This is a genomic window from Microbacterium sp. 4NA327F11 (assembly GCF_005503465.1).
Taxonomy (GTDB): Bacteria; Actinomycetota; Actinomycetes; order Actinomycetales; family Microbacteriaceae; genus Microbacterium; species Microbacterium ginsengisoli.
In genome coordinates, this window is record NZ_SCOB01000002.1 from 52,125 (window position 1) to 78,354 (window position 26,230).

Consider the following 26,230-nt stretch of genomic DNA (forward strand, 5'->3'; position numbering starts at 1 on the left):
GCGGATCACTTCGCAGGCGCAAAACAACCAACACGAGTCTCAGGTCCAAGCGTACCGGCAGATCGGGGCTCACCTCGATCCGAGGTGCCGAACAGTCCAGACCGATGTCCTACGCAGGTCATAGCATCGCGAGTATGGCGGCCTCTTGGACAGTTCCAGATTTCACACGACGACAGGTGCGAAGGGCTGGGGCAACGCTCCGAGACCCGCAGGCAACCGCCTCCGACCGTGCCAACGCATTCGCGATGGCCGACAACTGGCGATCGTCACATGCATTCCCACTTAATACATTTCAGATGAGCCTTCGCCGAAAGGCAGCATCGATCAATCCAACGGCAATTGTGGCCCAGCGCATCAAGCGACTACCGTCGATCGTCGCCAAACTTAGACGTTTCGACTCCATGAGTCTCGACCGTATGCAGGATCTCGGTGGATGCCGTGCGGTCATGCGTGACATTGCAGAGGTACACGCCGTACGCGACAGGTTCATATTGTCAGCGCACAAGCATTCTCTCAGCGGCCAGAAGGACTATATATCCGAACCATCTCGCTCCGGCTACCGCGGCATGCATCTCGTCTACCAATACCGGAGTGACCGAATGGAGACGTGGAACGGTTTGTCGATCGAGATTCAGATTCGCTCGCAACTTCAACACGCATGGGCGACCGCGGTAGAGACAGTTGGACTATTCACGTCGCAGGCACTTAAGTCCAGCCAGGGAGACGCCGAATGGCTCAACTTCTTCCGAACAATGAGTTCCGAAATTGCAATATTGGAAGATTCACCGGTGGTTCCCGATACGAGCACGGATCCTCGCGTGATTCGCGAAATGCTGCGTCGGCACGACCAGTCTCTCGATGTCCTCAGCAGGCTCGAAACTTACGCGGCAACGTTGCAGTTCACTGAGTCCGAACTCAGCGACGCTCGTTTCATTCTGCTCTCGTTGGATGTACGGGGAAAGCGAGTAACAGCCACCGGGTATAGATCGCAAGAGGCTGCTACCGAAGCCTACGCCCGACGCGAAGAAGCTTCAACAAATGATACCGACGTCGTTCTCGTTTCAGTAAACAGAATTGCGAGCCTCAGGAATGCATATCCAAACTACTTTCTGGACACCGCTCGATTTGCGGATTTGTTGAGTTCGGCGCTTGCGAGATGACGCAGGTCGCGAGTTGTGACCGGTTCGAATCTGAATCCCCCCGGAACATTTAACCTTGAGTGCAGTGTCGGAAGACGAACCCGCAGGATAACCAACCTGACATTCAGACTACATATCCACGGAAGCCGGCCTTCACGGCAGAGCGGGATGATTTCACGCACTTTGAGCCGCGAACCTCGTGCCACTCAACTTGCGATTGACAACAGACCAGTTCTGTAGGTTTCAGGTGTGGCCGGATGTATTCAGCCATAGCCGCCCCAGTCTACGGGGGCGAGAGTCGCCGCGTCGGACGGTGCTGACGGGCTACCAGTTGATCGGACGGGTCTGTCCGATCAGGCAGCCGCCGGAAACGAGGCCCGGGGCGACCTCTGTCACCGGACTCGCGATGGTCGGGCCCACCTGTCCGATCAGACATTCGTCGCCGAGACGAACGGAGAACTGCAGGCTCTCGACCGCGCGTCCGATCGTGGTCTCATCGTTCGTGACCTGCATGTCGGCCTTCGAGAAGCCGTCGGCGACCAACGCGTCGATGTAAGCCCTGCCGTGAACCTGATCCGGACCGCTCCATACGCTCGCCACCGTCTGGGCGAAGACCGGCAGGTTCTGCTGAGCCGTGCCTCCCGGGACGAACGCCACTGGTCCCGAAGCCGTCGGGGTGGACGTCGGCGTCGCCGACGACACCGCGACGGACGGAGTCGGAGATGGAGCCGGTGTGGAGGTGCACCCCGCGAGAAGAGTGAGCACCCCCGCCGCGCAACCGGCGGCGATCAGTTGCACGGAGGAGCTGAACCGGGTCACAGCGGGAGTCTAACCGGGGCCGAACTCAGAACGGCGTCGCGACGTTGTCGCCGACAGGCTCTCGACTCGGAGCCCCGGCGCTCTCGTCGCCCGGCAGGGCCCAGGAGGACTCGGAGTCATCCGGCGCGCCCTCGACGGCCGCGGCGACATGGTCGCGCATGAAACTGGTCGTACCCCAGCGCAGGTCGTGGCCGATCGCATCGGCTTCGATCTCCGGTGACACGCCCTTTCGCGTGCCATTGTCCCATTCCCGCAGGCGCAGCCGCCCGTGGACGATGACGCGGTCACCCTTCTGCAGCGACCCGTGGGCATGATCTCCCAGCGCGCGGAACGCCGACACCGTGTACCAGTTCGTGTCGCCGTCGATCCACGCCTGCCGCTGTCGGTCGTAGCGCCGATCGGTTGCCGCCACCCGCAGCGTGGTGACAGTGAGGCCATCGGCGACCGTACGGCGTTCGGGGATGCCGGCCACGTTTCCGATGACGGTGATGTGCTCAGACATGAGGTGCTCCTTCCCGGTGCGGAGACCGTCCCCGCACCGGTCGCGACGCCCGGGTGCCCGCCGGACGTCGCGACCGGGACCAGCCTCATACGGGGACGGGCGCGGCATCCGCCTGACCCCGAGGCCAGGGGGAACCGCGCCCGTTGTGTGCGCTGGGGAGGAAGCCGCGTTCAGGCCTCGACATACTCCGCGAAGCGCGCGCGTACCTTGTTCACCTTCGGAACGGCGACCGCCAGGCAGTAGCCCTGCGTCGGGTTCTTCGCGAAGAAGTCCTGGTGGTAGTCCTCCGCGGGGTAGAACTCCCCGAGCGGCTCGATCGTCGTGACGATCCCGCCGTCCCACCACTCCGACGCCCGATCACGAGCCGCCTCGAACAGCTCGCGCTGCGCGTCGTCGGCGGGGAACATCGCACTGCGATACTGCGTGCCGATGTCGTTGCCCTGCCGATTGAGCTGACGAGGGTCGTGCATCGTGAAAAACGCATCCAGGATCACGTCGGCGGGCACCACATCGGGGTCGAACGTGACGGCCACAGCCTCGGCGTGTCCCGTGGCTCCCGTGCACACCTGCTCATACGTCGGATGGGGCCGCCGCCCGCCGGTGTAACCGGAGACGACCGAGCTCACGCCCCGCAGCGAGCGATATGCCGCGTCGAGGCACCAGAAGCAACCGCCGGCCAACACGAATGTCTGCATCATCTCTCCACTCTCTCGCACCCGAGGGTGCCATCGCATACAACAGCACCCTCGTCTCCCCTGTTCCCGGCGCCGATGTCCGTGGTCGAAGCTATGTTCGAACAACGGAGGCATCATGACGACGACACCACGACAGGATGACGGCATCGCGCGCGCCGCGGCAGACCTCTGGCGCGTGCTGCGTGCGGACGGCACGATTGCGGGGCACGTGCGCCGCGTGCGTGACGGGCACGACGACCTCTGGGTGACCCTGCGCTATCGGGCCGGCGCCGGGTTCGTCGAGATGGGCCGCTTCCGCGACCGTGCCGTGGCTATGGATGTCGCTCGTGCCGGTTGAGAGGTCAGATCACCGCATCGAGTCGGTCCATGCCCATCACCGGCGACATCGCGCGTACGTCGCGCCAGCACTGCGCCAGCACTCCCACCGCGCGCTCGAGCACGTCGACGGTGGCGGTGAACGGCACGCGCAGATATGTGTCGTGTCCGCCGTCCACCGAGAATCGCGGGCCGGGCGAGAGAAGCATCCCGCGCGCACGGGCCGCCAGCACCACGTTGCCGCTCAGCGGTGCACCGAGGTCGATCCAGAGCGCCACTCCGCCCTTCACATCGGGTACCGACCACTCCGGCAGCAGAGACGCGACGCCGTCGACGACCGTGTCGCGACCCGCACGCAGCACGTGGGCCCGCTGGGCGACCACCTCGTCGTACCGATCCAACACCCGGGCGGCGATCGCCTGGTCGAGGTCGGGGGTGCCGAGCTCGGCGGCGAATCGCGCGGCGATGAGTCGGCGGATGAGAGAGGTCTCCGCGCGGATCCAACCGATGCGCAACCCTCCCCAGACGGTCTTGCCGAGCGACCCGACGCGAACGATGTCGAGGCCGGGAACGTCGAGACCGAACAGCGGTGCACGGTCGAAGGGCTCCACAGAGAGGTCTGCAGTCGTGTCGTCCACGACCACGGTGGTGCCCGCCCGCACCGCCGCGCGAGCGATCTCGTCGCGCTCGACGATCGTCATCGATCGGCCGGTCGGGTTCTGGAAGTCGGGCATCAGGTATGCGGCCACGGGCACGGTGCGGGCGAAGGCCTGTCCAGCTCTGTCGAGGTCCCATCCGCCGCTCGTCGACACCGGGATGCCGACGAGCCGACCGCCCGCGCGGCGGAACGCCTCCGCCGCATGCGGATAGGTCGGCGTCTCGAACACGACACGGTCGCCGCGCGTGACCAGAACGGTCGCGAGGAGCGCGATCGCGCTCTGCGCGCCCGTCGTCACGATGATCTGATCGGCCACCGTCGGCAGGCCGCGGGCGCTGTAGTTCGCGGCGATCGCGGCACGCAGATCCGCTCGCCCCACCACGTCGTAGCCGGGCCGCGCCACCAGTAATGCGGCGTCGGTTGCGGCTTCTGCGATCACCCCGGGCAGTCCCGGCCACGCCGGCGGACTCGCCTGCTGCAGATCGAGGGCGAAATCGTCTGGCGCGATGGTGCGACGCATTCCCTCGCCGCCGCCGAGCGGCTCCGTCACGCTGCCCGATCCCCGTTGGCTGCGGATGTGGCCCGAGTCGCGCAGACTCCTGTAGGCCGCCGCGACCGTGGTGCGACTCAGGGCGAGCGCCGCTGCGAGTTCGCGCTCTGCGGGCAACTGGGTGCGAGCGGCGAGACGACCGTCGAGGCAGAGCAGCCGGACGGCATCGGCGAGAGCCTCGTACGCGGGTTCGCTGGTGCGCCAGACACCGAGAGCGGCGACGAGGCCACGAGCCGAAATTCGCGAGTCCATGCGGCCACGCTACCCATATTGGACTGGTGTACAAAGTCCACATGTGCGCTGAGATGGCGGAATGACCCGCCGCATCCTCGCCCTCATCGTCGGATTGGCCCTCTACGGTGCGGGAGATGCTCTCGCGATCCGCGCCGGTCTGGGAGTCGATCCGTGGACAGCCTTCGCGCAGGGCCTCTCCCTGCACACGGGCATCGGTGTCGGCTGGATCACGAACATCGTGGGTCTGCTCGTGCTGCTGCTCTGGATCCCGCTGCGGCAGCGGCCCGGCATGGGCACGGTCGCGAACATCCTCCTGCTCGGCACCGTCATGCAGGCCACGCTCGCGATCGTGCCTCCGGTCGAGGGCATCGTGGTGCAGTTCGCGCTGCTCATCGGTGGAACGCTGCTGGTCGCACTCGCGACGGGCATCTACATCGGCGCGGGATTCGGGCCCGGGCCGCGAGACGGCCTGATGACCGGGATGAACGCGCGGCTCGGGTGGCCGATCTGGGTGTGCCGCGCGATCGTCGAGCTCACCGTGCTCGCGATCGGCTGGCTGCTCGGCGGCACGGTCGGCATCGGCACCGTCATCTTCGCCCTCGCGATCGGGCCGCTCGTGCACCTGAGCATGGCGCGCTTCGCGCGCGTGCGGCACGACGGCGGTGCCGAGGCATCCACTGCGCAGTCACCCATCGAGGGGGACTCGACAGCGCAGACGTGCCCCCGACAGGACTCGAACCTGCAACCGTCGGATTAGAAGGCCGATGCTCTATCCATTGAGCTACGGGGGCAGATCAAGACTACGGGAGCACTCGCCCCGCCACCCTGTCGCCGGGGCGAGCGTCGCCACCCCGCACTAGGATCGGTGCCATGGCAGGAACGGAAGGCGACCGGCTCGTCTGGATCGATTGCGAGATGACGGGGCTCGATCTGGAGGTCGATCAGCTCGTCGAGATCGCTGTCATCGTGACCGACTTCGAGCTCACCCCGCTCGACGAGGGCTTCCAGGTCGTGATCAAACCCGACGCATCCGCTCTGGCGCACATGAACGATTTCGTCACCGGGATGCACCGCACCTCGGGTCTGCTCGACGAGATCCCCGAGGGGATCACCGTCGCCGAGGCCGAGTTCCAGGCGCTCGAGTACATCCAGCGCTTCGTGCCGCAGGAGGGGAAGGCCCCGCTCGCCGGCAACACGATCGGCACCGATCGCATGTTCCTGGCTCGCTACATGCCCCGCCTCGACCGATGGCTGCACTACCGCAATGTCGACGTGTCGAGCATCAAGGAACTCTCCCGCCGCTGGTATCCCCGCGCCTACTTCAACGCTCCGTCGAAGGACGGCGGCCACCGCGCTCTCGCCGACATCCGCGAGTCGATCCGCGAACTGGCGTACTACCGCTCGGCGGTGTTCGTGCCGGCGCCCGGCCCCTCCTCCGACGATGCGCGCGCTGCCGCGCAGGCGGCGGTGTCGTCGTTCGCGTCCGGGGTGTGAGAGAATCTTGAGGTTGTCCCGAGCTCTCGGGGCCATGGTGGCTATAGCTCAGTCGGTAGAGCACCTGGTTGTGGTCCAGGGGGTCGCGGGTTCAAGTCCCGTTAGCCACCCCACGTTCTCCCGCGACGGGAGCTGATCGATGATCGACCTCGATGTCGACGCGTTCGAGGCGCTCGTGACCGATGAGCTCGACCGAATTCCCGACGAGATGATCGACGGTCTCGACAACGTGGTGTTCGTCGTGGAGGACCGCGCGGCCGACGGCTCGCTCGACCTGCTCGGCCTTTATGACGGGTGGGCGCTGACCGAACGCGACCGCTACGGCATGGGTGAGCTTCCCGACCGCATCATCGTCTACCGCGAAGCACATCTCGCCGTCTGCGACTCCGTCGACGAGCTCCGCGATGAGGTGCACACGACCCTCGTGCACGAGATCGCCCATTTCTACGGCATCGACGACGAGCGCCTGCACGAGCTGGGGTGGGCATGACGGGCACGGCGACCGAACTCGACCGCGACCTTGACATCGCCGGCGCGACCCGTAGCGAACGCCCCTGGCAGACGGTCGTATGGAACGACCCCGTCAACCTGATGAGCTATGTCGTGCACGTCTTCCGCACCTACTTCGGCTATCCCCCGCCGGTCGCCGAACGGCTCATGCTCGCCGTGCACCACGAGGGTCAGGCGATCGTGTCTGAGGGGCCACGAGAACTGATGGAACTGCACGCGCAAGCCATGCATGACTACGGCCTGTGGGCCACGATCCGGAAGAGCCCCGAATGACGACTCCTCGCCTGATCGTGCTTCAGCTGACCCGCATCGAAGCAGCCCACCTGCAGACGCTGGTGACGCAGTTCGCCGAGCTGGTCGAGGTGCGCGATGACGACGACCCCGCTGTGGCCCGGCTCACCCCGGACGCCTATCCCGACGACGCCCGCGCGGCGAGCGACTTCCGCGACGCGACGCAGGACGAGTTGCTGCATCGTCGAGCCACCGACGCGGCCGTCGTCACCGATGCGCTCGACGAGCTCGGCCTCGAGGAGGCGATGGATGAGCCGGTCGAGCGTCAGATCGAGGAGGAGCTGATCACCCTCGATCCCGATCAGGCGGCGGCGTGGCTACGCACCCTGGCGGCGATCCGTCTCGTGCTCGCGACACGGCTCGGGGTCACGGACGAGGACTCACACGACGACCGGGATCCTCGATTCGGCATCTACGACTGGGTCGGATTCCGACTCGACGGACTCGTGAAGGCTCTCGACGAGATCTGACCTACGTCCCTAGACGACAGTGAACCGGTGGGTCGCCCACCGGCTCGGGTCGTCACGTCGCACGTGATCCTCATCCTGGGCCGCCCAGGTGTCCCAGTGCGGTGCGTACGCCTCGCCGTCACGAGCGAGGGCGCGTTCGCGGCGAACCTCAAGGGGCGCGTCGAGCCACACCCGCACGGCGGCCGTTGGCGCGGAGCGAGGGGTGAGCACGCCGCATCCTTCGACGATCACCGAGGCGTCCGACGCCACCTCATGCCACTCGGCAGCCCGCGCCGTCTGCCAGTCCCACCGCTGCCAGCGGCCGATCCCTCCCATCGCACGAGGCTCGAGAAGTTGGGATGCCACGGCCTCCGCACCGGCGCGCAGCCCCTCCCAGCCCGGGTAGATGTCGTCGAGCGCGACCACGGCGGCACCGCCGGCATGCGGCCACGCCGCGGCCAGCAGACGCGCGAGAGTCGACTTCCCGGCGCCGCTGCGGCCGTCGATCAGCACCGTCAGAGGCAGGTCGGCGTCGGCGATCGCCACCCCGAGCACCTCGGCGATCTCCGCGAGCGTGAGCGCTGCGACGCTACTTCTTGAGGGCGCGGATGACACGGCTCAGCGCGCGCCCGGACACGAACACGAGCGGGATCGCGACCGCGAGCAGCGACACCAGGTTCGGCTCGAAGCGCAGATCATCGCCACGACGGACGTACGCGCCGACGGGCACGCTGTATCCGCCGCCACCGCCGCCGCCGTTCCCCTCGGTGTCGGAGCCACCGCCGAACCCGGCCCAGGCGATCGCGACCGGGATGACGATGACGCCGTCGAGGTCGTGAGGCTCTCCATAGGAGGCCTTCACGCCGAAGTTGGCGACCTGCTTGCCGAGATCGAGCACGAAGTTGGGCATATGCCCACGCTACCCGCCCAGGCGGGGCCGCGACACCCCGCCGTCATTCGGAGGCACGCGGCTTCGACGGCAACGAGCGTCCGCCTCGCACGTCGCCCAGCAGCGCGGCGCGCGTCACCGCGCCCCGCCCGAACTTGCCGGCGAGGCCGTCGAGCGCGCGCTCGACGTTGCGCCACTCCTCATCGTCGTCCCACAGCAGTCCGGCGTCTGCGGCCGGGCGCAGCCGTTCCCCGCGCACGCCGACCAGCCGCACCGGCAGCGGGCGCTCCAGCGCACCGAACATGTCGAGCGCGGCCGCTCCGATGCGCTGCCCCACGGCCGTAGGGTCCGCGAGGGTCTGGCTGCGTGACAGCGTGCGGAAGTCGGCGAACCGCACCTTGATCGCCACCGTCGCCGCCTCGACACCGTGCGCACGCAGCCTCGCACCCACCCTGTCGGCGAGCCGATGGAACTCGGCGCGGAGCACGGCATCGTCGTCGATGTCGGTGTCGAACGTCTCCTCGTGCCCGATGCTCTTCTCGGTGCGCGTCGTCTGCACCTCGCGGGCATCGATCCCTCGCACGAGCTGCCACACCCGCTCCCCCATCGCCGCACCCAGCGCGCGCGTCAGGGTGTCGGCGGGCGCCTCGAGCACGTCGGCGACGGTGCGGAGTCCGCGCTGCTCCAGCGCCTCCGCGGCCTTGGGCCCGACGCCCCACAGGGCGCGCACCGGCCGTGGCGCGAGGAACCGCGCGGTATCGGCCTCCGCGACGATCAGCAGCCCGTCGGGCTTGCTGAGCGTCGACGCCATCTTCGCGACGTGCTTGGTGACGGCGGCGCCGACACTGCAGGTGAGCCCGGTCTCATCCTTCACCCGCCGTCGCACCAGGCGCGCGATCGTTCCGGGCGAACCGAGCAGTCGCTGCGCGCCGCGGACGTCGAGGAAAGCCTCGTCGATCGACAGCGGCTCGACGAGCGGGGTCACCGAGCGGAACACCTCCATCACCCTCGCTGACAGCTCGAGATAGCGCGGGAAGTCGGGCGCGACGACCAGCGCCGCCGGGCACAGGCGCAGCGCCTGACCGACCGGCATCGCCGACCGCACCCCGAACCGCCGCGCCTCATAGGACGCACTCGAGACGACTCCGCGCCCCTCGGGTGCACCGATGATGATCGGCTTGCCGGCGAGGGTCGGATCATCGAGCACCGCGACCGACGCGTAGAACGCATCCATGTCGACGTGCAGGATGCCCGCACCGGTGTCGTCGGCATCGGGCGGCGACACGATTCGCCCCGACCCGTCACCTCGACCCATGCCCCGATTCTCGTCGGTGCCGCCGACATCCGACGGCACCGACGAGATGATCAGAGCGCGCCGGCGCGCTCCAGGATGAGTTCGCGCACGCGAGCCGCGTCGGCCTGGCCCTTCATGGCCTTCATCACGGCGCCGATGACGGCACCCGCGGCCTGCACCTTGCCGTCGCGGATCTTCTCCAGCACGTCGGGTTGGGCGACGAGCGCCTCGTCGATCGCCGCGATGAGGGCACCGTCGTCGCTCACGACCGCGAGCCCGCGCGCATCGACGACCTGCTGCGGCGTCCCCTCGCCGGCGATGACTCCCTCGAGCACCTGACGCGCGAGCTTGTCGGTGAGCGTGCCGGCGTCGACGAGCGCCTGCAGCGCGGCGACATCGGCCGGGGTGACCAGCTCGGATGCCTCACGCTCACCGGCGTTCGCGATGCGGGCGATCTCTCCCGTCCACCACTTCTTGGCCGCCGCGGGGGTCGTCCCGGCCGCGACTGTCAGCTCGACCTGCTCGAGCAGGCCGCTGTTGCGGACATCCTGGAACTCCAGCTCGGTGAAGCCCCAGTCGGAGCGCAGCCGGCGACGCCGGGCGATCGGGGGCTCGGGCAGGTCGGCGCGCAGCGCGTCGATCAGCTCGATCGGCGGGGCGACAGGCAGCAGGTCGGGCTCGGGGAAGTAGCGGTAGTCGTCGGCATCCGACTTCGGTCGACCCGCCGACGTCGTGCCGGTGTCCTCGTGCCAATGGCGCGTCTCCTGCACGATCGTGCCGCCCCCGGCGAGGATGGCCGCTTGGCGCTGGATCTCGTAGCGCACGGCACGTTCGACGGAACGCGTCGAGTTCACGTTCTTCGTCTCGGTGCGGGTGCCGAGCTTCTCCTGACCGCGCGGGCGCAGCGACACGTTCGCGTCACACCGCAGGTTGCCACGCTCCATCCGCCCTTCCGAGACGCCGAGCGCCACGACGATGTCGCGGATCGCCTGCACGTACGCCTTCGCGATCTCGGGCGCACGATGCGCGGCGCCGAAGATGGGCTTCGTGACGATCTCGACCAGCGGCACGCCGGCACGGTTGTAGTCGACCAGCGAGTAGTCCGCCCCCTGGATGCGACCGGTCGCCCCGCCCACGTGCGTGAGCTTGCCGGCGTCCTCCTCCATGTGGGCCCGCTCGATGGGAACGGTCACGAGGGTGCCGTCGGTGAGCTCCACCTCGACCGAGCCCTCGAACGCGATCGGCTCGTCGTACTGCGAGATCTGATAGTTCTTGCCGAGGTCGGGGTAGAAGTAGTTCTTCCGCGCGAATCGGCTCGACGGCGCGATCGAACAGCCGAGCGCGAGGCCCAGGCGGATCGACGACCTCACGGCCTGCGCGTTCACGACCGGCAGCGAGCCGGGGAGCCCGAGGTCGACCGGGGCGATGAGCGTGTTCGGCGCCGCGTCGTGGTTGTCGGGGTGCGCCGGGTTGGGCGCCGCCGAGAACATCTTCGTCGCCGTGTTCAGCTCGACGTGCACCTCGAAGCCGAGCACCGGCTCGAACAGCTCGAGTGCCTTGTCGAAGTCCATGAGCGCGTCCTTGGCCATCAGCGCACACCTCCCAGGGTCGGGGCGCGGTCGAGGAGCGGTCCGCCCCACTCCGCTTCGAGCAGAGCCTCGAGGGCCGCACCGACGCGGTACAGACGAGCGTCCTCACGGGCCGGGGCGAGGAACTGGATGCCGACCGGGAGCCCGTCGTCGTCGGCGAGACCCGAGGGGATCGAGATGCCGGGCACGCCCGCGAGGTTCGCGGGGATGGTCGTCACATCGTTCAGGTACATCTGCAGCGGGTCGTCGATGCGCTCGCCGAGCCGGAACGCCGTCGTCGGCGCCGTCGGCGTGGCGATGACGTCGACGTTCGCGAAGGCCGCGGCGAAGTCCTGCTGGATGAGCGTGCGCACCTTCTGAGCCGACCCGTAATAGGCGTCGTAATAGCCCGCCGACAGGGCGTAGGTGCCCAGGATGATGCGGCGCTTGACCTCGTCCCCGAAGCCCGCCTCGCGGGTGGCCGCCATGACGTCCTCGACGGTGCCGCCGGCCACAGGGACCCGCAGGCCGAAGCGCACGGAGTCGAACTTGGCGAGGTTGCTGGAGGCCTCCGCGGGGAGGATCAGGTAATAGGCGGCGACACCGTACTCGAAGTGCGGCGCGCTGATCTCGACGATCTCGGCCCCCTGGGACTCGAGCTTCGCGAGCGCGCTGTGGAACGAGCGGGCGACACCCGGCTGGAAGCCGGAGTCGGGCAGCTCGCGGATCACGCCGACCTTCAGGCCCTTCAGCACGTCGCCGCGAGCACCCTCGCGCGCCGCGGCGGCGAAAGAGGGCCAGGCGTCGGTGAGCGAGGTCGAGTCGTTCGCGTCGTGCCCGCCGATCACGTCGTGCAGGAGACCCGCGTCGAACACGGTGCGGGTGACGGGGCCGATCTGATCGAGGCTCGACGCGAGCGCGATCGCCCCGTACCGACTCACTGCTCCGTACGTCGGCTTCACGCCGACGGTGCCGGTCACGTGCGCGGGCTGGCGGATCGAACCGCCCGTGTCGGAGCCGAGGGCGAGCGGCACCTCGAAGGCCGCGACCGCGGCCGCCGATCCGCCGCCGGACCCGCCCGGGATCCGGTCGAGGTCCCACGGGTTGTGCGTGGGACCGTAGGCCGAGTGCTCGGTCGACGAGCCCATCGCGAACTCGTCCATGTTGGTCTTGCCGAGCGGGATCAACCCCGCTACGCGGGCACGCGCGACGACGGTGGCGTCGTATGGCGACAGGTAGCCTTCGAGGATCTTGGAGCCGCTCGTCGAGGGCATGTCGGTCGTGACCAGCACGTCCTTCACCGCGAGCGGAACGCCCGCGAGCGCATGCAGCTGCTCGCCGGCGGCGCGACGACGGTCGATGTCGGCGGCCGCGTCGAGAGCGGTGTCGCTCACGTGCAGGAACGCGTGCACGTCACCGTCGACCGCGGCGATGCGGTCGAGGTGAGCCTGCGTCGCCTCCACACTCGAGACCTCTCCCGCAGCCAGCCGATCGGCCAGCGCGGCGGCGGACAGACGAAGGATGTCGTCGCTCACTGCTCCTCCCCCAGGATCGCCGTCACGCGGAAACGGTCGCCTGCGGCATCCGGCGCGTTCTGCAGCGCCTGCGCGGTGGTCAGCACCTCGCCGACCGTGTCGGGGCGGAAGACGTTCGCCAGCGGGATCGGGTGGCTCGTCGCCACTACATCGGGCGTCGCCACCTGCGACACCTTCGCGATGTTGTCGACGATCGCGTCGAGCTGACCGGTGAGCCGGGTCACCTCGTCGTCGTCGAGCCGGATCCGGGCCAGTTCGCCGAGGTGGCGCACGAGTTCGGGAGTGATTTCAGACACCCGACGAGTCTAGTTGGGCGGTTGGACCGGCCCGCGTTCCGGGCCGTCTCGCGCGTAGGCTGACCGCGTGACGACCTTCGAGCCGCCCCGCCCCTGGACCGCCAGCTACGCCGACGGCGTGCCCGAAGACCTCGCCACGGTCACCGGCTGCCTGACCGACATCGTCGAGGCATCCGCCCGGGACTACCCCGATGCTGTCGCCCTCGAGTTCTTCCGCCGCGAGACGACCTATCGAGCGCTCCACGAGCAGATCTCCCGCGCTGCCGCGGGACTCGCGGCGCTCGGTGTGCGTGCCGGCGACCGGGTCGCGATCGTGCTGCCGAACTGCCCGCAGCACATCGTCGCGTTCTACGCGATCCTGCGACTGGGCGCGATCGCCGTCGAGCACAACCCGCTCTACACACCGCGCGAGCTGCGCAAGCAGTTCGAGGACCACGGCGCCCGCGTCGCGATCGTCTGGAACAAGATCGTCGCCGACCTGCAGGAGTTCCCCGCCGACCTTCGGGTGCCGGCGATCGTGTCCGTCGACGTCGTGCGGGCGATGCCGTGGCACACCCGCCTCGCCCTGCGCCTACCGATCGCGAAGGCGCGGGAGTCGCGGGCGGCGCTGTTCGCACCCGTGCGCGGCACCACGCCGTGGGAGACCGTCGTCGCCGCCGCGCCGCTGCCCGACTCGCACCCGCGCCCGGCGACCGACGACGTCGCGATCCTGCAGTACACGAGCGGCACCACCGGAACCCCGAAGGGTGCGGTGCTCACCCACCGCAACCTGCTCGCGAACGCCGCGCAGGCACGCGCCTGGGTGCCCTCGATCGTGCGCGGAGACGGATGCGTCGTCTACGCCGTGCTGCCGATGTTCCACGCCTACGGGCTGACGCTCTGCCTCACGTTCGCGATGTCGATGGGGGCGCGGCTCGTGCTGTTCCCGCGCTTCGACCCCGACATGGTGCTCGCGGCGACCACCCGGCATCCGGCCACGTTCCTCCCGCTCGTGCCACCCATCGCCGAGCGACTGCTCGCGCGGTCGCGCGAGACCGGCGTCTCGATCGCCGGCACGAAGATCGCGATCTCAGGTGCCATGGCGCTGCCGCACGAACTCGTCGTGCCGTTCGAGGCGGCGTCCGGGGGCTACCTCGTGGAAGGGTACGGACTGAGCGAGTGCTCCCCCGTGCTCATGGCCAACCCGGTCGCCGAGAACCGCCGACCGGGCACCGTGGGTCTCCCGCTCCCCGGCACCGAGTGCCGCGTGGTCGATCCCGACGAGCCGACGCGCGACGTTCCCGCGGGCAGCCCCGGTGAGCTCGTCGTGCGCGGGCCGCAGGTCTTCTCGGGGTACTACGGCAAGCCCGAGGCCAGCGCCGAAGTGTTCGTCGACGGCTGGTTCCGCACGGGCGACATCGTCACGATCGACGACGCCGGATTCGTGCGGATCGTCGATCGCATCAAGGAGCTCATCATCACGGGCGGGTTCAACGTTGCACCGACCGAGGTCGAGAACGCGCTGCGCCAAAATCCTGATGTGCTCGATGCCGCGGTCGTCGGCCTCCCCGACGGCCACTCCGGCGAGGCGGTCGTGGCGGCGATCGTGCCGCGCGACGGTGCGGACGTCGACGTCGAGGAGATCCGGGCGTTCGCGCGCGGCGTGCTCACGCCCTACAAGGTGCCCAAACGCGTCGTGGTCGTCGACGGCTTGCCGACATCGCTCATCGGCAAGGTGCTGCGACGCCAGGTCAAGGAGAAGCTGCTCGCCGACGACGCGCACTGACCCAGGTCGCGGCGACGGTCAGGACGCGTCGTCGCCGAGCGCGCCCGGTCCTTCGGTGACGAGCAGATGGAACTGAGCCGCGTCGATGATGCGCACGCCGAGCTCCTCGGCCTTCGCGAGCTTCGATCCCGCGCCCGGTCCGGCGGCGACGAAGTCGGTCTTCTTCGAGACGCTCGACGCCGCCTTCCCGCCGGCCCGGAGGATGGCCTCCTGCGCACCTTCACGGGTGTAGCCCTCGAGCGTGCCGGTCGCGACGACGGTGAGTCCGTCGAGCACGCCGCCGTTGACGACCGCGGCCCCCGGGCCCGGATGCCCCGGCGTCGCGAACTGCGCGCCGGCCGCCGCCCACCGGTGCACGATGTCGGCGTGCCAGTCGACGGCGAACCAATCGATCACGGCCTCGGCGATGATGCCGCCCACGCCGTCTACCGCCGCCAGCTCCTCTTGGGTCGCTGCGCGGATCGCATCCACGGAGCCGAACCACTGGGCGAGAGCCCGGGCGGCGACCGGGCCCACGTGCCGGATGTTCAGTGCGACGAGGAACCGCCACAGCTCTTTCGTCTTCGCCTTCTCGAGCTCGTCGAGCAGCGTGACAGCCTGAGCGGAAGGATGCAGCACCACGTGGTCCTTGCGCACGCCCGCGGCACGGCGCTCGGCGGGCGTTGCGTTCTCCCACCCGGGCGGGTAGGTGCGCTCGATTCGCTGGAAGGGAGCGCGGCGCACAAGGTCGCCGGTCGACTCGTCGACCTTCTCCTCGCCCGTCTCGGCATCGCGCACCACCACCTCGATGGGGATGAGCTGTTCGAGGGTGAGATCGAACAGGCCAGCCTCGGTGACGAGCGGCGGTGAGGCGGTGCCGTCGGCTTGCGTGAGGGCGGCTGCCGTCACCTCGCCCAGCGCTTCGACGTCGAGCGCGCCGCGCGAGCCGATGTGTTCGACACGTCCGCGCACCTGCGCCGGGCAGGAGCGGGTGTTCGGGCACCGCAGGTCGATGTCGCCCTCCTTCGCCGGGCCGAGCGGCGTGCCGCAGGCGGGGCACAGCGTCGGCATCACGAACGCGCGCTCGGTGCCGTCGCGCAGCTCGACCACGGGCCCGAGCACCTCGGGGATGACATCACCCGCCTTGCGCAGCACGATGGTGTCGCCGATCAGCACGCCCTTGGCCTTCACGACGTCCTGGTTGTGCAGCGTCGCCTGGCGCACCACCGACCCGGAGACCCGCGCGGGCGCCATGACGGCGAACGGGGTCGCGCGGCCGGTGCGACCCACCGACAGGACGATGTCGAGCAGCTTCGTGTTCACCTGCTCCGGCGGGTACTTGTAGGCGATCGCCCATCGCGGCGCCCGACTTGTCGCGCCCAGCTCGTCGTGCAGCGCCAGCTCGTCGACCTTGACCACGACCCCGTCGATCTCATGCTCGACGTCGTGGCGGTGCTCACCGTAGTACGCGACGAACTCGCGCACGCCCGCGGCATCCGTCGCGGTGCGGAAGGACGTGCTGGTCGGCAGGCCCCACTGCGCGAGCAGTCCGTAGACCTCGCTCTGTGAGGCGACCGGCGGGTCGGGCCACGCGCCGATGCCGTGCACGAGCAGCCGCAGCGAGTCGAGACGCGCCTGCCCGGCTTCGAGCTCGAGGCCGTCCTTCTTGTCGAGCTGCTGACGGAGCCCTCCGCTCGCCGCGTTGCGCGGATTCGCGAACGACGGGAACCGGCGGTCGGCGCTGGCCTGCGCGCGCGCCTCGTCGACGCCCCGCGCGCGGGCATCGGCGGTCACGCGCTCTCGCATGCGCGACTGAAGTTCGTTCAGCCGGTCGAATGCCGCGACCGGGATGTACACCTCGCCGCGCACTTCGACGATGTCGGGATGCCCCGTTCCGGCGAGGCGCTGCGGGATGCCCGCGACGCGCACGGCGTTGACGGTGACGTCCTCGCCGACGCGACCGTCACCGCGGGTCGCCGCGGAGGTCAGCACGCCCCGTTCGTAGCGCAGGTTGATGGCGAGCCCGTCGATCTTCAGCTCGCACAGCCACCGCACGGGTCGGCCCGCGGCCCCCGCGGTCTTCGCGCACCACTCGGTGAGCTCCTCGGGGCTGAAGACGTTGTCGAGGCTCAGCATGCGTTCGGCGTGGGTCACCGGCGCGAACATCGAACTCTGCGCGGCGCCGACCGACAGCGTCGGCGAGTCCTGGCTCTGCAGCTCGGGGTAGGCCCGCTCGATCGCCTCGAGCCGCCGCATCCAGCCGTCGTAGGTCGCGTCGTCGACCAGCTCGGCGTCGTCGCCGTAGTACGCGTCACGCGCCCCGAGGATGCGGGTCGTGAGATCGGATGCCGCGGCCCGCGCCTCGTCGAGGGTCACCCGCGGGAGTTCGTCGTCAGCCACGCGCCAAGTCTAAGGAGGGCCACCCCCAAGGCGAGCGGATCATCCGACGGACGGAACCCTCACGCGTCGACCGGCACCGCCGACACGGTGCGGTCGATCGTGAACTGCCCGAGCACGCGCGTGCCGATGTAGAGCACGGCGGTCTGCCCGGGTGCGACGCCGTCGAACGGGGTGTCGGGGCGCACGGTCACCGCGTCCTCCGTGATCGTCGCGTCGGCGGGCACCGGGTCTGCGTGCGCACGGATCTGCACCTCGACCCGCAGGTCGCCTGTCGCGGGCGCCGGCCCCGCCCACGAGCGCCGGGCGCCGGCGATCTCAGCCGTCGCGAGGGCCTCCTTCGGGCCCACGACGACGGTGTTCGAGACCGGACGCACCTCGAGGACGAACCGCGGCTTCCCGTCGTCCGCGGGCACGCCGAGCTTGAGACCTCGGCGCTGCCCGACCGTGAACGCATGCGCGCCCTCGTGCCGGCCCACGACGGCACCGGTGCGGTCGATCACGTCGCCGTCCTCGGCGCCCACCCGGTCGGCCAGCCAGCCGCGCGTGTCGCCGTCGGGGATGAAGCAGATGTCGTGGCTGTCGGGCTTCGCGGCCACCGTGAACCCGCGCTCGTCGGCCTCCGCGCGTACGACGGCCTTCGAGGGGGTCGCGCCCAGCGGGAACAGGCAGTGGGCGAGCTGCTCGGCGGTGAGCACTCCCAGCACGTACGACTGGTCCTTCGCGGCATCCGATGCCCGGTGCAGCTCACGACCGGACGGAGTGTCGAGAAGCGTGGCGTAGTGGCCCGTGCACACCGCGTCGAAGCCGAGCTCGATGCCGCGTTCGAGCAGGGCGGCGAACTTGATCTTCTCGTTGCAGCGCATGCAGGGGTTGGGGGTGCGGCCCGCGCGGTACTCGGCGACGAAGTCCTCGATCACGTCGTCGCGGAAGCGCTCGGAGAAGTCCCACACGTAGAACGGGATGCCGAGGCGATCGGCGACGCGACGGGCATCCATCGCGTCCTCGATCGTGCAGCAGCCGCGGCTGCCGGCGCGCAGCGTGCCGCCGGCGCGTGAGAGCGCGAGATGCACGCCGACGACGTCGTGTCCGGCGTCGACGGCACGCGCCGCCGCCACCGCGGAGTCCACGCCCCCGCTCATCGCCGCCAACACCCGCATGCCCCCAGTCTACGAGCGGGCTGTGGCGTCGGGGCGGGCGCCTCAGGCGATGGATGCCGCGGCCCGGGCCCGCACGAGGGCGTCGGGGAGCGCCGCGACGAAGGCGGCGACATCGGCCGCGCTCGAGGTGCGACCGAGGGTGACGCGAAGTACGGCGCGGGCGTCGTCGTCCGAGCGACCGAGCGCGAGGACCACATGCGACGGCTCGGCCACTCCGGCCTGGCAGGCGGAGCCGGTCGACACCGAGACCCCCGCGACATCCAGCAGGAACAGGAGCGTCTCCCCGCGAACGCCCGGGAACAGCAGATGCACGTTGCCGGGAACCCGGTCGTCGGGGTCACCGAGCAGCACCGCGTCGGGGGCGATCGCGGCGACCGCGGCCCGCAGCTCGCGGGCCAGTGTCCGCAGGCGCGCCGCCTCGGTGTGGAGCTCGGCGACGGCGAGCTCGGCCGCCACAGCGAACGCCGCGGCACCCGCGACATCCTGCGTTCCGGCACGCAGCCCGCGCTGCTGCCCGCCACCGTGCAGTTGCGCCTCGAGACGCGCGCTGCGTGCAACGACGAGTGCGCCGACGCCGACGGGTCCGCCGACCTTGTGCGCCGACACGCTGAGGGCGACGAGCCCCGTTCCGGGCGTGGCATCGGACCGCCAGGCCCGGTACGCAACCGGAACGTGCCCGAAGGCGGCGACGGCGTCGAGATGCAGCGGCACCCCAGCAGCTCCGGCGACTGCGGCGAGCCGGGACGCATCGTTGACCGTGCCGATCTCGTTGTTGGCGACGAGCGCCGTCGCCACGGCGACGTCGTCACCGAGCGCCGCGCCGAACGCATCCGGATCGATGCGCCCCACCGCATCGATCGCCACGGGACGCTCCACGGCGCCGGGCAGCGCCCGCACGGCGTCGATCGTCGCGTGGTGCTCGCCATCGGGCAGAACGACGACCCCGCGAGCGACGGCCCGCGCCTGCCAGAGGCCCGCCACCGCGAGGTTCACGGCCTCGGTGCCGCCGGAGGTGAACACCACCTCGATGGGCTCCGCGTCGAGCGCGGCCGCGACCCGCTCGCGCGACTCCTCGAGCAGCCGGCGGGCGGCCTGACCGTCACCGTGGATCGACGACGCGTTCCCCACACTCTCCTGCGCGTCGAGCCACGCCGCCCGCGCCTCCGGGCGCAAGGGGCTGGATGCCGCGTGGTCGAGGTAGACACTCACCCGTCCACTGTCCCATGCCCCGCGCGATGCGCGGCGACTGCGGCCACGCTCGCGCGTAACGCCGTCGACTCACATACTCGTTACCCTCGAGACCATGCCCGGCACGACCCCGACGTCTGAGACGTCGCTCCTGCATTCGACCGCGTTCGACGACCTCGGCGTCACCCTCCACGCCGGCGGCGGCACACTCCGCGTGTGGTCGGGCAACGCGATCGGACTCGAGCTGGTCGTCTTCGACGACACCGATCTCGACTGGATCACCGCCGAGCTTCCGATGAGCCCCTCAGGCCACGGCGTCTGGGAGGTGACCTCCGAGCTGCTGCACCCCGGCGCGCGCTACGCCGTGCGCGCCGTCGGCCCGCAGCAGAACGGCAGCATGTTCAACTCGCGCACACTGCTGCTCGACCCCTACGCGAAGGGCATCACCGCGGGCGGCTTCAACGACTGGCGCTCGGTCGTGGTGGATGGCACGTTCGACTGGGGCGGTGTGGCGAAGCCGCGGGTGCCGCTCGATCGGACGGTGCTCTACGAGGGTCACGTGAAAGGCCTCACGAAGCGGCATCCGGATGTCCCTCCCGCCCTTCACGGCACGTACGCGGGACTCGCCCACCCGGCGATGATCGAGCATTTCCACGCGCTCGGGATCACCACGATCGAGCTGCTGCCCATCCACGCGTTCCAATCGGAGCCGCGACTTCTGCAGCTGGGGCTCGCCAACTACTGGGGCTACAACACCGTCAACTTCTTCACCCCGCACCCGCGGTACGCGACGGACGCCGCGCGCCGCGCCGGCTCCACCGCGGTGCTCGCCGAGGTCAAGGGCATGGTGAAGCTGCTCCACGAGGCCGGCCTCGAGGTCGTGCTCGACGTGGTCTACAACCACACCGCGGAAGAGGGCATCGGCGGTCCCCGCTCGAGCCTGCGCGGCCTCGACAACCGCAACTACTACCGCCAGACCGACGACGGCGTGTACGTCGACGTCACCGGGTGCGGCAACTCGTTGAACACGTCGACGGATGCCGCGGCCCGCCTGGTGCTCGACTCCCTCCGGTACTGGGCCGACGAGGTGCAGATCGACGGCTTCCGCTTCGACCTCGCGACGACCCTCGGACGCGACGCCGCCCACACGTACACCCCCGAGCACCCGCTGCTGCGCGCGATCGCCGACGACCCGCTGCTGCAGGACGCCAAGCTCATCGCCGAGCCCTGGGATGTCGGCCTCGGCGGCTGGCAGACCGGCAACTTCGGCGCCGGTTGGCACGAGTGGAACGACCGCTACCGCGACCGCGTGCGCAACTTCTGGCTGAGCGACGTCGACTACGCCCGGCGCGCCTCGACCGCTCCGGTCGGCATCGGCGGGTTCGCGACGCGCCTGGCCGGATCGTCCAACACCTTCTCTGAGGACCGCGGCCCGCTGGCATCCATCAACTTCGTCACCGCACACGACGGGTTCACCCTTCGCGATCTCGTCTCGTACGACGTGAAGCACAACCTCGGCAACGGCGAGCAGAACCGCGACGGCGCCGACACGAACCGGTCGTTCAACCACGGCGCCGAAGGTCCGACCGACGACGAGCGCATCCTCGCCACCCGGCGCAAAGCGATGCGCAACCTGCTCGGCACACTGCTGTTGTCGGCCGGCATCCCGATGCTCACTGCGGGCGACGAGTACGCCCGCACCCAGCGGGGCAACAACAACGCCTACTGCCACGACTCCGAGCTCACCTGGCTCGACTGGGAGCCGGCATCCTGGCAGAAGCAGCTGTTCGCCCACGTACAGCGCCTCATCCGCCTGCGCCGCGAGAACCCGGCGCTGCGCCCCATCCGATTCGCACGGCTCGGGGAGCACACGCCGTCGGCGTCGGTCATGGAGTGGTACGACGAGCACGGCGAGACGATGTCGGAGGAGCGGTGGACGAACCCCGCCCACCGCACCCTGCAGTACGTGGCGGCATCCACCCCCGAGTTCGAGGCGTTCAACCGCATTCTGCTGATCGTGCACGGAACCGAGCGTCCGGTCGAGGTCACTCTGCCCGAGGTGGACGGGGTCACCCGCTACGTCTCGCTGTGGCGCAGCGACGAGGACGTTCCGCAGCTGCTCGAACAGGTGCACGCCCCCGGCGACGCCGTCGAGGTCTCCCCCACCTCGATGCACCTCTTCCGTGCCGAATGACCCGGCGCCGATGAGCGCGGCGGGGTAGGTTCGAGCCGTGGCACAGAAGACACCGGCTCCGACGTCCTCCGCCTGGCTGAGCGCCTCCGCGCTTCCTCTCCGGCCCGCCTCCGCGTGGGCGGCCCCGGACGGAACGGTGAGCGGTCGCATCCCCCTCGCAAGCCCGCGTCCCGTCGCACCCGACGTGCGCTACACCCCCACCGCGTTCGCGGGCGAGGCGGTGCCGTTCAGCGTGACCGCGTTCCGCGAGGGCCACGACCTCATCGGCGTGCACGTGCGCCTGCTCAGCCCGAGCGGCGACGAATCGCTGCACGCCCTCGCGCCCGTCGACGGCGTTCCCGACCGGTGGAGCGCACTCGTCGCCCTGCGCGAAGAGGGCACGTGGCGGTTCTGGTTCGAGGCGTTCGGCGACGACATCGCGACCTGGCACCATGCGGCATCCGTCAAGATCGCCGCCGGCGTCGACATCGAGCTCATGCGCGAGTCGGGAGCGCTCCTGCTGCTGCGCGGCGCCGCGGAGAAGGACCGGCCGACCGCCGAGCGCGCGCTGCTGCGCGCCCAGGCGGAACGTCTGCGTGACAGCACCGTCGACACCGTCGCCGCGCTCGCGATCGTCGACGACCCGGCCCTCGCCGCCGCCTTCTCACGCCGTCCGCTGACCTCGCTCGTCACCCTCGGCGATGACCTCGCCCTCCTCGTCGAGCGCGAGCGCGCCGGTGTCGGTGCCTGGTACGAGTTCTTCCCGCGGTCCGAGGGCGCGCGCCGCCAGCGCAACGGCGTCGTGAAGAGCGGCACCTTCCGCACCGCGACCAAGCGCCTCGCGGGAGTCGCCGGGATGGGCTTCGACGTGCTCTATCTGCCGCCCATCCACCCGATCGGCGTGCGCAACCGCAAGGGTCCGAACAACACCCTGACCGCCGGCCCCGGCGACCCCGGCTCGCCGTGGGCCGTCGGCGGCCCGGAGGGCGGCCACGACGCGGTGCACCCCGACCTCGGCACCCTCGCCGACTTCCGCGCGTTCGTGCGCGCGGCCCGCGGGGAAGGCCTCGAGGTCGCGCTCGACCTCGCCCTGCAGGCCTCCCCCGACCACCCCTGGGTCACGGCGCATCCGGAGTGGTTCACGACCCTCCCCGACGGCTCGATCGCGTACGCCGAGAACCCGCCGAAGAAGTATCAGGACATCTACCCCCTGAACTTCGACAACGACCCCGAGGGCATCCGCACCGAAGTGCTGCGTATCGTGCGGCACTGGATCGCCCAGGGCGTGCGCATCTTCCGGGTCGACAACCCCCACACCAAGCCCCTGCAGTTCTGGGAGTGGCTCATCGCCGAGGTCACGCGCACCGACCCCGACGTCGTCTTCCTCGCAGAGGCGTTCACCCGGCCCGCCCCGATGCGCGCCCTCGCGATGGGCGGGTTCCAGCAGAGCTACAGCTACTTCACCTGGCGCAACACCAAGGCCGAGCTGGAGGAGTTCCTGCAGACCGCGGCGGACGAGACATCCGACTTTCTGCGCCCCAACCTGTTCGTCAACACGCCCGACATCCTCACCGAGTACCTGCAGTTCGGCGGACGGGCCGCGTATGCCGTACGCGCCGTGATCGCCGCCACCGCGGCCCCCAGCTACGGCGTGTACGCCGGCTTCGAGCTGTTCGAGAACGTCGCCCGTCCGGGCGCCGAGGAGAACATCGACAACGAGAAGTACGAGTACAAGTTCCGCGACTGGGATGCCGCAGAGGCCCGCGGAGACTCGCTCGCACCGTTCCTGCGGCGCCTGAACGAGATCCGTCGCGCTCATCCCGCCCTGCGGCAGCTGCGCAACCTGCAGGTGCAGTGGAGCGACGACGACGCCGTGCTCGTCTATGTGAAGCACCTGCCCGCGGCCCTCAACCCGGCCGGTGTCGACGACACCGTCATCGTCGTCGTGAACGTGGATCCCCACTCGGTGCGGGAGACGACGGTGCACCTCGACTCCCGCACGTTCGGCGTCCCCGCCGGCACTCCGTTCGAGGTCGAGGATCTCGTCACGGGCGCCGTGTGGACCTGGGGCGAGCACAACTACGTGCGCCTCGACGCGTTCACCCAGCCCTCCCACATCCTGCACGTGAGGAGCAGCCGATGAGCATCATCGACGACGCCGCACTCGACGCCGTCGCGCACGGCTCCCATCACGAACCCCACGCGATCCTCGGCATCCATCCGTATCGGGATGCCGCCGGCTCCGCCCGCGCGACGGTGCGCGCCCGGCGCCCCCTCGCCGACAGCGTCACGGCGGTGTTCGCCGACGGCGACCGCGTGCCACTCGTGCACGTGCGCTCGGGGATCTGGGAGGGCGAGCGGGTCGGTCCGCCTCTCGCCTACGAGCTCGAGACGGCCTACGCGAACGGTCCGTCGTTCACCGCGGACGACCCCTATCGCCACGCACCGACCATCGGCGAGCTCGACCTGCACTTGATCGCCGAGGGGCGCCACGAGCAGCTGTGGCGGGTGCTCGGCGCCCACCTGCGCGAGAGCGACGGCACCGCCGGGGCATCCTTCGCCGTCTGGGCTCCCCACGCACGCGCCGTGCGTGTCGTCGGGGCGTTCAACGGCTGGGACGGGGCCGGCCACGCGCTGCGCTCGATGGGAGCAAGCGGCGTGTGGGAGCTGTTCGTCCCGCACCTCGGCGAGGGCGCCGTCTACAAGTACGAGATACTCACCGCGCACGGCGAGTGGATCCTCAAGGCCGACCCGCTCGCCCGGCAGGCCGAGGTTCCGCCGGCGACAGCGTCGATCGTGACCAGGTCGCGCTACGGCTGGGGCGACGGCGACTGGCTGCACCACCGCTCCACGCATCAGCCCCTCGATCAGCCCATGTCGATCTACGAGGTGCACCTGGGGTCGTGGCGACAGGGGCTCTCCTACCGCGACGCCGCTGATCCGCTCATCGACTACGTCACCGCGCACGGCTTCACGCATATCGAGTTCCTGCCGCTCGCCGAGCACCCCTTCGGCGGTTCGTGGGGGTATCAGGTGTCGGGCTATTACGCCCCGACCAGTCGCTTCGGCTCCCCCGACGATCTTCGCTATCTGATCGACCGACTCCATCGCGCCGGCATCGGCGTGATCATGGACTGGGTACCCGGTCACTTCCCGAAGGACGCCTTCGCCCTCGCCCGTTTCGACGGCGATGCCCTCTATGAGCACCCCGACCCTCGGCGCGGCGAGCACAAGGACTGGGGCACGCTCATCTTCGACTACGGTCGCGCGGAGGTGCGCAACTTCCTCGTGGCGAACGCCCTGTACTGGTTCGACGAGTTCCACGTCGACGGACTGCGTGTCGATGCCGTGGCCTCGATGCTCTATCTCGACTACTCCCGCGAGCCGGGAGAGTGGGAGCCGAACGTGCACGGCGGCCGCGAGAACCTCGAGGCCATCTCGTTCCTCCAGGAGGTCACCGCGACGTCCTACAAGCTGTTCCCCGGCATCTCGCTGACGGCGGAGGAGTCGACGAGCTTCCCGGGTGTCACGGCGCCCACCGACGCCGGCGGGCTGGGCTTCGGCTTCAAGTGGAACATGGGCTGGATGAACGACTCGCTGGTCTACATGTCCCGAGACCCGCTCTACCGTTCGCACCACGAGGGAGAGCTGTCGTTCTCGTTCGTCTACGCGTTCAGCGAGAACTACGTGCTGCCGATCTCACACGACGAGGTCGTGCACGGCAAGGGCAGCCTCATCGGGCGCATGCCGGGCGATCACTGGCAGAAGCTCGCGAACGTGCGCGCCTACCTCGCCTACATGTGGGCCCACCCGGGCAAGCAGCTGCTGTTCATGGGGCAGGAGTTCGGCCAGTTCGCCGAGTGGTCCGAGAGCCGCAGCCTCGACTGGTGGCTTCTCGAGCAGCCCACGCACCGTCAGCTCGCCGACTTCGTCGCGGTGCTCAACGCGACCTACAAGGCCTACGCACCCCTGTGGTCACGGGACGCCGACGGCGCCGCGTTCGCGCGCCTGGGGGGCCCCACGTGGAACCCCACCGTTCAGGCCTTCTCCCGGCGCGACCATCACGGCAACGTGGTGGTCGCGCTCTGCAACTTCGCGGGCGCGCCGGTCTACGACTACGTCATCGACCTGCCCGAACGCGGTCGCTGGCGCGAGGTGCTGAACTCCGACGCGACCGAGTACGGCGGGTCAGGGGTCGGCAACTACGGCGTCGTCGAGACGGATGCCGCGGCCCGTGCGACGCTCGCACTGCCGCCGCTCGGCGTGCTGTGGCTCGCGCACGCGGACGGCGAGTGATCGCGCGCTGACGAGCCGCGTCGGCGCCGCGGAC

The 26,230-nt window shown here is 69.6% G+C and carries 24 protein-coding genes and 2 tRNA genes; 12 read left to right on the plus strand and 14 right to left on the minus strand.

Translation table 11 applies throughout. The features are described from left to right. Nucleotides 1-245: 245 nt before the first annotated feature. Nucleotides 246-1,160, plus strand: a complete 915-nt coding sequence (locus FFS51_RS01815; protein WP_171006071.1) for a RelA/SpoT domain-containing protein — start codon at nucleotides 246-248, stop codon at nucleotides 1,158-1,160. Nucleotides 1,161-1,463: 303 nt separating this feature from the next. On the opposite strand, the gene FFS51_RS14610 is transcribed toward FFS51_RS01815, so the two are convergent. From FFS51_RS14610 to msrA, 3 genes are all read right to left on the minus strand, one after another. Then, nucleotides 1,464-1,958, minus strand: coding sequence for a DUF6993 domain-containing protein (locus FFS51_RS14610; protein WP_249352623.1), 495 nt, complete (start codon nucleotides 1,956-1,958; stop codon nucleotides 1,464-1,466). A 25-nt stretch (nucleotides 1,959-1,983) separates the two neighbouring features. Beyond that, a complete protein-coding gene (gene ssb / locus FFS51_RS01825; protein WP_171006072.1) occupies nucleotides 1,984-2,460 on the minus strand; it encodes a single-stranded DNA-binding protein in 477 nt (158 codons plus the stop codon). A 170-nt stretch (nucleotides 2,461-2,630) separates the two neighbouring features. Next, on the minus strand, nucleotides 2,631-3,155 hold the full coding sequence (gene msrA, locus FFS51_RS01830) for a peptide-methionine (S)-S-oxide reductase MsrA (RefSeq protein ID WP_045248551.1): 525 nt from the start codon (nucleotides 3,153-3,155) through the stop codon (nucleotides 2,631-2,633). A gap of 115 nt (nucleotides 3,156-3,270) precedes the next feature. Between msrA and FFS51_RS01835 the strand changes: the two genes are divergently transcribed. Beyond that, a complete protein-coding gene (locus tag FFS51_RS01835) occupies nucleotides 3,271-3,492 on the plus strand; it encodes a hypothetical protein (RefSeq protein ID WP_056208599.1) in 222 nt (73 codons plus the stop codon). Between the two features lie 4 nt (nucleotides 3,493-3,496). Here FFS51_RS01835 and yczR read toward each other — a convergent pair whose 3' ends face one another. After that, nucleotides 3,497-4,930, minus strand: coding sequence for a MocR-like transcription factor YczR (gene yczR, locus FFS51_RS01840; protein ID WP_137877329.1), 1,434 nt, complete (start codon nucleotides 4,928-4,930; stop codon nucleotides 3,497-3,499). Nucleotides 4,931-4,991: 61 nt separating this feature from the next. On the opposite strand from yczR, the gene yczE reads away from it, so the two are divergent. Continuing rightward, the gene (yczE, locus tag FFS51_RS15005) at nucleotides 4,992-5,669 is read left to right on the plus strand and encodes a membrane protein YczE (RefSeq protein WP_137877435.1); all 678 of its coding nucleotides are present in this window, start codon (nucleotides 4,992-4,994) and stop codon (nucleotides 5,667-5,669) included. Here the strand turns inward: yczE and FFS51_RS01850 are convergent. Beyond that, a tRNA-Arg gene (locus FFS51_RS01850) sits at nucleotides 5,631-5,703 on the minus strand. The two genes, yczE and FFS51_RS01850, sit on opposite strands and share 39 nt — an antisense overlap. Before the next feature lie 79 nt (nucleotides 5,704-5,782). On the opposite strand from FFS51_RS01850, the gene orn reads away from it, so the two are divergent. The 5 genes from orn (at nucleotide 5,783) to FFS51_RS01875 (ending at nucleotide 7,677) form a co-directional block, all read left to right on the plus strand. Continuing rightward, nucleotides 5,783-6,406 (plus strand): oligoribonuclease, encoded by a 624-nt coding sequence (gene orn / locus FFS51_RS01855; RefSeq protein ID WP_056208596.1) that lies wholly within the window; start codon nucleotides 5,783-5,785, stop codon nucleotides 6,404-6,406. A gap of 37 nt (nucleotides 6,407-6,443) precedes the next feature. Next, a tRNA-His gene (locus FFS51_RS01860) sits at nucleotides 6,444-6,519 on the plus strand. Between the two features lie 26 nt (nucleotides 6,520-6,545). Continuing rightward, entirely contained in the window at nucleotides 6,546-6,896 is a 351-nt protein-coding gene (locus FFS51_RS01865) for a metallopeptidase family protein (protein ID WP_137877330.1), read from the plus strand. Then, entirely contained in the window at nucleotides 6,893-7,189 is a 297-nt protein-coding gene (gene clpS, locus FFS51_RS01870; protein ID WP_045248552.1) for an ATP-dependent Clp protease adapter ClpS, read from the plus strand. The genes FFS51_RS01865 and clpS overlap by 4 nt, the downstream gene beginning before the upstream one ends. Continuing rightward, nucleotides 7,186-7,677, plus strand: coding sequence for a DUF2017 family protein (locus FFS51_RS01875; RefSeq protein WP_137877331.1), 492 nt, complete (start codon nucleotides 7,186-7,188; stop codon nucleotides 7,675-7,677). Before clpS ends, FFS51_RS01875 begins: the two co-directional genes overlap by 4 nt. 9 nt (nucleotides 7,678-7,686) lie before the next feature. Here the strand turns inward: FFS51_RS01875 and FFS51_RS01880 are convergent, their stop codons facing one another. Genes FFS51_RS01880 through gatC form a run of 6 tightly spaced genes read right to left on the minus strand, consistent with a single transcriptional unit; the run spans nucleotide 7,687 to nucleotide 13,238 of the window. Continuing rightward, nucleotides 7,687-8,271 carry a nucleoside/nucleotide kinase family protein gene (locus FFS51_RS01880; RefSeq protein WP_249352624.1) on the minus strand — a complete coding sequence of 195 codons (585 nt, stop codon included), beginning with the start codon at nucleotides 8,269-8,271 and terminating at the stop codon, nucleotides 7,687-7,689. After that, a complete protein-coding gene (locus tag FFS51_RS01885) occupies nucleotides 8,246-8,566 on the minus strand; it encodes a hypothetical protein (protein WP_137877332.1) in 321 nt (106 codons plus the stop codon). Before FFS51_RS01885 ends, FFS51_RS01880 begins: the two co-directional genes overlap by 26 nt. A gap of 43 nt (nucleotides 8,567-8,609) precedes the next feature. After that, entirely contained in the window at nucleotides 8,610-9,860 is a 1,251-nt protein-coding gene (locus tag FFS51_RS01890; protein ID WP_137877333.1) for a DNA polymerase IV, read from the minus strand. Between the two features lie 50 nt (nucleotides 9,861-9,910). Continuing rightward, on the minus strand, nucleotides 9,911-11,428 hold the full coding sequence (gatB, locus tag FFS51_RS01895; RefSeq protein ID WP_137877334.1) for an Asp-tRNA(Asn)/Glu-tRNA(Gln) amidotransferase subunit GatB: 1,518 nt from the start codon (nucleotides 11,426-11,428) through the stop codon (nucleotides 9,911-9,913). Beyond that, the gene (gatA, locus tag FFS51_RS01900; RefSeq protein ID WP_137877335.1) at nucleotides 11,428-12,942 is read right to left on the minus strand and encodes an Asp-tRNA(Asn)/Glu-tRNA(Gln) amidotransferase subunit GatA; all 1,515 of its coding nucleotides are present in this window, start codon (nucleotides 12,940-12,942) and stop codon (nucleotides 11,428-11,430) included. The genes gatB and gatA overlap by 1 nt, the downstream gene beginning before the upstream one ends. Then, entirely contained in the window at nucleotides 12,939-13,238 is a 300-nt protein-coding gene (gene gatC / locus FFS51_RS01905; protein ID WP_137877336.1) for an Asp-tRNA(Asn)/Glu-tRNA(Gln) amidotransferase subunit GatC, read from the minus strand. The genes gatA and gatC overlap by 4 nt, the downstream gene beginning before the upstream one ends. A 67-nt stretch (nucleotides 13,239-13,305) precedes the next feature. Between gatC and FFS51_RS01910 the strand changes: the two genes are divergently transcribed. Further along, a complete protein-coding gene (locus tag FFS51_RS01910) occupies nucleotides 13,306-15,003 on the plus strand; it encodes a long-chain-fatty-acid--CoA ligase (protein ID WP_137877337.1) in 1,698 nt (565 codons plus the stop codon). 18 nt (nucleotides 15,004-15,021) lie between these two features. On the opposite strand, the gene ligA is transcribed toward FFS51_RS01910, so the two are convergent. The 3 genes from ligA to FFS51_RS01925 are packed head-to-tail and all read right to left on the minus strand — an operon-like array spanning nucleotide 15,022 to nucleotide 19,748. Next, nucleotides 15,022-17,382 (minus strand): NAD-dependent DNA ligase LigA, encoded by a 2,361-nt coding sequence (gene ligA, locus FFS51_RS01915; protein WP_137877338.1) that lies wholly within the window; start codon nucleotides 17,380-17,382, stop codon nucleotides 15,022-15,024. A gap of 59 nt (nucleotides 17,383-17,441) precedes the next feature. Further along, entirely contained in the window at nucleotides 17,442-18,539 is a 1,098-nt protein-coding gene (gene mnmA / locus FFS51_RS01920; RefSeq protein ID WP_137877339.1) for a tRNA 2-thiouridine(34) synthase MnmA, read from the minus strand. 42 nt (nucleotides 18,540-18,581) lie between these two features. Then, nucleotides 18,582-19,748, minus strand: a complete 1,167-nt coding sequence (locus FFS51_RS01925) for a cysteine desulfurase family protein (protein WP_137877340.1) — start codon at nucleotides 19,746-19,748, stop codon at nucleotides 18,582-18,584. Between the two features lie 94 nt (nucleotides 19,749-19,842). Between FFS51_RS01925 and glgX the strand changes: the two genes are divergently transcribed. Genes glgX through glgB form a run of 3 tightly spaced genes read left to right on the plus strand, consistent with a single transcriptional unit; the run spans nucleotide 19,843 to nucleotide 26,196 of the window. Further along, complete coding sequence (gene glgX / locus FFS51_RS01930; protein ID WP_056208573.1) at nucleotides 19,843-21,921, plus strand: glycogen debranching protein GlgX; 2,079 nt, start codon at nucleotides 19,843-19,845, stop codon at nucleotides 21,919-21,921. 37 nt (nucleotides 21,922-21,958) lie between these two features. Then, nucleotides 21,959-24,043, plus strand: coding sequence for an alpha-1,4-glucan--maltose-1-phosphate maltosyltransferase (locus FFS51_RS01935; protein ID WP_137877341.1), 2,085 nt, complete (start codon nucleotides 21,959-21,961; stop codon nucleotides 24,041-24,043). Continuing rightward, nucleotides 24,040-26,196 carry a 1,4-alpha-glucan branching protein GlgB gene (gene glgB / locus FFS51_RS01940; RefSeq protein ID WP_137877342.1) on the plus strand — a complete coding sequence of 719 codons (2,157 nt, stop codon included), beginning with the start codon at nucleotides 24,040-24,042 and terminating at the stop codon, nucleotides 26,194-26,196. The genes FFS51_RS01935 and glgB overlap by 4 nt, the downstream gene beginning before the upstream one ends. The last annotated feature ends 34 nt before the right edge of the window (nucleotides 26,197-26,230 follow it).